Origin of the sequence: Methylobrevis pamukkalensis, assembly GCF_001720135.1 — a bacterium.
Lineage (GTDB): Bacteria > Pseudomonadota > Alphaproteobacteria > Rhizobiales > Pleomorphomonadaceae > Methylobrevis > Methylobrevis pamukkalensis.
The window spans coordinates 1-5479 of record NZ_MCRJ01000178.1; the positions used below are offsets into that span (position 1 = coordinate 1).

The 5479-nt window shown below is 67.2% G+C and carries 4 protein-coding genes and 2 pseudogenes; all 6 read right to left on the reverse strand.

Annotation, left to right across the window (positions count from 1 at the left end):
- On the reverse strand, positions 1-151 hold a 151-nt coding region (locus tag A6302_RS26335), incomplete at its 3' end, for an ATP-binding cassette domain-containing protein (protein WP_141703966.1).
- A pseudogene (locus A6302_RS19155) lies at positions 129-787 on the reverse strand (amino acid ABC transporter permease). The gene A6302_RS26335 and the pseudogene A6302_RS19155, both read right to left, overlap by 23 nt.
- 10 nt (positions 788-797) lie before the next feature.
- Entirely contained in the window at positions 798-1469 is a 672-nt protein-coding gene (locus A6302_RS19160) for an amino acid ABC transporter permease (RefSeq protein WP_069308368.1), read from the reverse strand.
- 66 nt (positions 1470-1535) lie between these two features.
- Positions 1536-2330: a transporter substrate-binding domain-containing protein gene (locus A6302_RS19165; RefSeq protein ID WP_069308370.1), complete on the reverse strand. Its 795-nt coding sequence runs from the start codon at positions 2328-2330 to the stop codon at positions 1536-1538.
- On the reverse strand, positions 2330-3082 hold the full coding sequence (locus tag A6302_RS19170) for a GntR family transcriptional regulator (protein ID WP_069308369.1): 753 nt from the start codon (positions 3080-3082) through the stop codon (positions 2330-2332). The genes A6302_RS19165 and A6302_RS19170 overlap by 1 nt, the downstream gene beginning before the upstream one ends.
- A gap of 297 nt (positions 3083-3379) precedes the next feature.
- A pseudogene (cysN, locus tag A6302_RS19175) lies at positions 3380-5277 on the reverse strand (sulfate adenylyltransferase subunit CysN).
- Between the last annotated feature and the right edge of the window lie 202 nt (positions 5278-5479).

The following is a 5479-nucleotide window of genomic DNA, read 5'->3' on the forward strand; positions in this document are numbered from 1 at the left end:
CGTTGATGCAGCGCAGCAGCGTCGATTTGCCCGAGCCCGACTTGCCGATGATGGCGATGACCTCACCGGGGGCGACGTCGATGTTGATCCCCTTCAGCACCTCGTTGTCTCCGAAGCGCTTCTTCACCTCAGTGATTGCGATGAGCGACATTGAGCTTCCTTTCGAGGATCTGGCTGCTCTTCGACAGCGGCCAGCAGAGCGCGAAGTAGATGAGGCGACGAAGCCGTAGACGAGGAAGGGCTCGAAGGTGGCGTTGGTGACCATGGTCCCGGCCTTGGAGAGCTCCACGAAGCCGATGATCGAGGTGAGGGCGGTGCCCTTCACCACCTGCACGGAGAAGCCGACGGTCGGCGGCACCGCCACTTTCAGCGCCTGCGGCAGGATCACCCAGCGCATCTGCTGCAGGTAGCCCATGCCGAGGCTGGAGGAGGCCTCCCACTGGCCCCTGGCGATCGACTCCACGCAGCCGCGCCAGATCTCGGCGAGGAAGGAGGCGGTCCACAGGATCAGCGCGACGCCGGCGGCGAGCCAGGCCGGCACGTTGATGCCGAACAGGCCGAGGCCGAAGAAGGCGAGAAACAGCTGCATCAGGAGCGGCGTGCCCTGGAACAGCTCGATGTAGCCGCGGGCGAAGATCCGCCCGGCCTTCACCTTGCCGATGCGCAGGAACAGGATGACGAGGCCCATCAGGCCGCCGCCGACGAAGGAGACCAGAGACAGCAGGACGGTCCAGCGCGTGGCCAGCAGCAGGTTGCGCAGGATGTCCCAGGTGGAGAATTCCATCATGACGGGGCCCTCACCTTGCCGCGCGACGGGGAAACAGCGTCCAGCCGAGCCCGCGCAGCAGCTGCCTGAGCAGGATCGCCAGCGCGAGATAGATCAGCGTCGAGACGATGTAGGTTTCGAAGGCGCGGAAGTTGCGCGACTGGATGTAGTTGGCGGCAAACGTCAGGTCCTCGGCGGCGATCTGCGAGACGACCGCCGAGCCGAGCATGACGATCACCACCTGCGAGGACAGCGCCGGCCAGATCCGCTGCAGCGCCGGGATCAGCACCACGTGGCGGAAGGTCTGGAACGGGCTCATCGCCAGGCTTGCGCCGGCCTCGAACTGGCCGCGCGGCGTTGCCTCGATGCCGGCGCGGACGATCTCGCAGCTGTAGGCGCCGAGATTGACGATCATCGCAAGGCTTGCCGCCGTCATCTCGCTCATCTGCACGCCGAGCGCCGGCAGGCCGAAGAAGATGAAGAACAGCTGGATCAGGAACGGCGTGTTGCGGATCAGCTCCACATAGACCGCGACGATCGCGCCGAGCCATTTCGGGCCTAGCGCCCGCGCCCAGGCGCAGCCGATGCCGAGCGAGATGCCGAGGACGGCGCCGACGGCGATCAGCTGCAGCGTGATGCCGATGCCCTTCAGCAGCACCGGAAGATAGTCGGACAGCCAGCTGAAATCGAAGACATAGGTCATGTGCGGACCTCCCGGGACATGCGGCGGGGCGGGGAGGGGCCGGCCGCCGCAGCGGCCGGCCAGCGGTCAGATGTCGGCCGGCAGGTCGGCGCCGAGCCACTTCTGGGCGATGGCGTTCAGGCTGCCGTCGGCCTTGGCGGCGGCGATGATCTCGTCGACCCTGGCCAGCAGCGCCGGCTCGTTCTTGTTGAGGCCGATGTAGCAGGGCGAGTTCTTGATCAGGAACTTCAGCTCCGGGCGCTTCGGCGGGTTGCGGGCGAGGATCGCCGCGGCCACCACGTTGCCGGTGGCGACCACGTCGACCTGGCCGGACAGGAAGGCCGAGATCGTGCCGTTGTTGTCCTCGTAGCGCTTGATGTCGGCGTCGGCCGGGGCAATCTTGGTCAGCTCCAGGTCTTCCACCGCGCCGCGGGTGACGCCGATCGACTTGCCGGAGAGACCCGCCGCGTCGCTGACCGCGACGTCGTCGGGCGCGAACACGCCGTTGAAGAAGGGCGCGTAGGCGGTGGAGAAGTCGATCACCTTCTCGCGCTCGGCGTTCTTGCCGAGGCTGGAGATCACGAGGTCGACCTTGTTGGTCTGCAGATAGGGAATGCGGTTGGCGCTGGTCACCGGCACGATCTCGACCGACACGCCGAGCTTCTCGCCGATGAGATTGGCCATGTCGATGTCGTAGCCCTGCGGAACCATGTCGGGGCCGACGCTGCCGAAGGGCGGGAAGTCCTGGGGCACGGCGACGCGCAGGCTGCCGCGGGCGGTGATGTCGGCCAGCGCGTCGGCTCGGGCGGGCGTGTGGGCGAAGGCCGAGACGGCGACGGCAAGGCCGGCGACGAGGGCCAGGGTATGGCGGCGGGTCAGGATCATGGGTCGTTGTCTCCGTGCTGGTCGGGGTAGGGGGAGGGGGCTGGTGAAGCGGGTTGCGGATCCGGGGGCGCGGCGGCGTCCGGATCGAGGAAGAAGGCGTCGCGCAGGCCGGCGAGCGGGTCCGGCCGGGCGCTGAGGTCGAGGCCGGCCTCGACATGGTCGATATGCGCGCTCATCAGCGCGGCGGCGGCGGCAAAGTCGCCGCGCTCGAGGGCGGCGACGATGTCCGCGTGGTCGTGGCTCGACTCCTCGGCCTTGTCCTTCGGCTGGTAGAGCATCGAGATCAGCGTGGTGCGGGCGGTGAGATCGCGCACCACCTCGGTCACCAGCCGGTTGCCGAGCAGGTCGGCGAGGTGGATGTGGAAGTCGCCGAGCAGGCAGGTGCGGGCGCTGATGTCGTCGCCGTCGAGCGAGCGGCGCTCCACCTCGAGGTGGTGCTTGAGCGCCGCGATCGCCTCCGGCGCGATGCGGCCGGCGGCGAGCAGCAGGCCGGTCTCGACGATCTTGCGCGCGTGGAAGGCCTCCTGCGCCTCCTCGGCCGAGGGCTCGACCACATACCAGCCGCGCCGCGGGCTGACGGTGACGATGCCGCGGGTCTCCAGCCGCACCAGCGCCTCGCGCACCTTGGTCCGCGACACCCGGAACAGCTCGGCCAGCTGCATCTCGCCGAGGCGCGTGCCCGGACGCAGCCGGCCGCCGAGCACCGCCGTCAGGATGAAGCTCTCGATGTCGACCGCCTGGGGGCTCATCCGCCGATCTCGTCCTTCACCGTTGCATACAAGATGAAATGCAAGATCAGGCTTTGCAGGATCGGTGCCAGAAGGCGCGGCGCGGGATTCCGTGTGGGGATTCAGAAAGTTGAATGATGACCGGGCGCGGCCTCTGTCGACGGCGTTGCCGGAGATGACCAAATGCGCGGCAGCCGCGCCTGCGATCGGTGCAGGCCCGATGCGGGGGCCGGGCTGGGCAGGGCGGGAATGCGCGGCAAAAAAGAAGGGAGGCCAGTGGCCTCCCTTCCTGTCGTTCGTGATCCGGACCGGTCTGCGTCAGCTGACGTAGCCGTTGTCCTTGAGGTAGCGCACCACTTCGGCGGCGAGCTCCTCCGGGCCCTTGGTGCCCGAGGCGAGGACGATCTCGGCGTTCTCCGGCACTTCATAGGGGCTGTCGATGCCCGTGAAATGCTTGATCTGGCCGGCGCGCGCCTTCTTGTAGAGGCCCTTCGGATCGCGCTGCTCGGCGATCTCGATCGGCGTGTCGACGTGGATCTCGACGAACTCGCCCTCACCCAGCAGTTCGCGCGCCATGCGGCGTTCGGAGCGGAACGGCGAGATGAACGAGACCAGCACGATCAGGCCGGCGTCGACGAACAGGCGCGCGGTCTCCGCCACGCGGCGGATGTTCTCGACCCGGTCGGCGTCGGTGAAGCCGAGATCCTTGTTGAGGCCGTGGCGGACGTTGTCGCCGTCGAGGGTGTAGGTGTGACGGCCCTCGTGGTGCAGCATCTTCTCCACGAGGTTGGCGACGGTCGACTTGCCGGCGCCCGAAAGGCCGGTGAACCACAGCACGACCGGCTTCTGGCCCTTGGCCTCGGCGCGGGCGGCCTTGGTGACGTCGAGCGCCTGCCAGTGGATGTTGTCCGCGCGGCGCAGGCCGAAGGACACCATGCCGGCGCCCATCGTCAGGTTCGTCAGGCGGTCGATGACGATGAACGACCCGGTGTCGCGGTTCTCCGCATAGGCGTCGAAGGCGACCGGCTCGGACAGCGCGACGTTGACGAGCGCAACCTCGTTGAGCGCCAGCGACTTTGCCGCCAGCTTGTTGAAGTTGTTGATGTCGACCTTGTGCTTGATCTCGGTGACCGTCGCGGTGACGGTCTTGGAGCCGATCTTGAGCAGGTAGGGGCGACCCGGGAGCATCTCCTCGTCGGACATCCAGATCAGTTCGGCGGCGAACTGGTCGGACACTTCGGGGCGGTGCTCCGGCGTGGCGAGCACGTCGCCGCGCGAGATGTCGATCTCGTCGGCGAGCGTGATGGTCACGGCCTCGCCGGCGCCGGCTTCGGGCAGATCGCCGTCCATGGTGACGATCGACTTGACGGTCGAGGTCCGGCCGGACTTGGCGACGACGATGGCGTCACCCGGCTTGACGATGCCGGAGGCGATCGTGCCGGAGAAGCCGCGGAAGTGAGGTTCGGACGGTTGACCCACTGCACCGGCATCCGGAACGGATGGGCGAGGCGGTCCTCGGTGACGTCGACGCGCTCCAGATGCTGGACCAGCGTCGGGCCGCTGTACCAGGGCAGGTTCGGGCCGGCGTCGAGCACGTTGTCGCCGAAGCGGGCCGACATCGGGATCGGCTGCAGGGTCTTGAAGCCGAAGTCCTTGGCGAACTCGGTATACTCGGCGACGATCTTGTCGAAGACCTCCTGCGAGTAGCCCATCAGGTCGATCTTGTTGACCGCGAGCACCACGTGGCGGATGCCGAGCAGCGACACGATGTAGGAGTGGCGGCGCGTCTGCGGCAGGATGCCCTGGCGGCTGTCGACGAGGATCACCGCGAGGTCGGAGTTCGACGCACCCGTCGCCATGTTGCGTGTGTACTGCACATGGCCGGGGGTGTCGGCAACGATGAACTTGCGCAGGTCGGTCGCAAAGAAGCGGTAGGCGACGTCGATGGTGATGCCCTGCTCGCGCTCGGCCTCGAGGCCGTCGACGAGCAGCGCGAAGTCGATGTCCTCACCGACGGTGCCGTGCTTGCGGCTGTCCTTCTCGAGGCTGAGGAGCTGGTCCTCGAACAGCAGCTTGGTGTCGTAGAGCAGGCGGCCGATCAGGGTCGACTTGCCGTCGTCCACCGAACCGCAGGTGAGGAAGCGCAGCAGGCTCTTGCGCTCGTGGCGCGCGAGGTAATCCTGGAAGGCGGAAAGATCGAGAGCTTCGACGTCCATCAGAAATATCCTTCCCGCTTTCTTCTTTTCCATCGACGCATTCTCATCGTGGTCGATGAGACGGCCGGAGCGTTCGGAGGTGCGGGCAATCAGCATTTCGCGCACGATCTCCGGAAGCGTCGCCGCGTCCGAGGAGATGGCGCCGGTGAGCGGATAGCAGCCGAGGGTCCGGAAGCGCACGAGACGCTCCTCGGGCACTTCG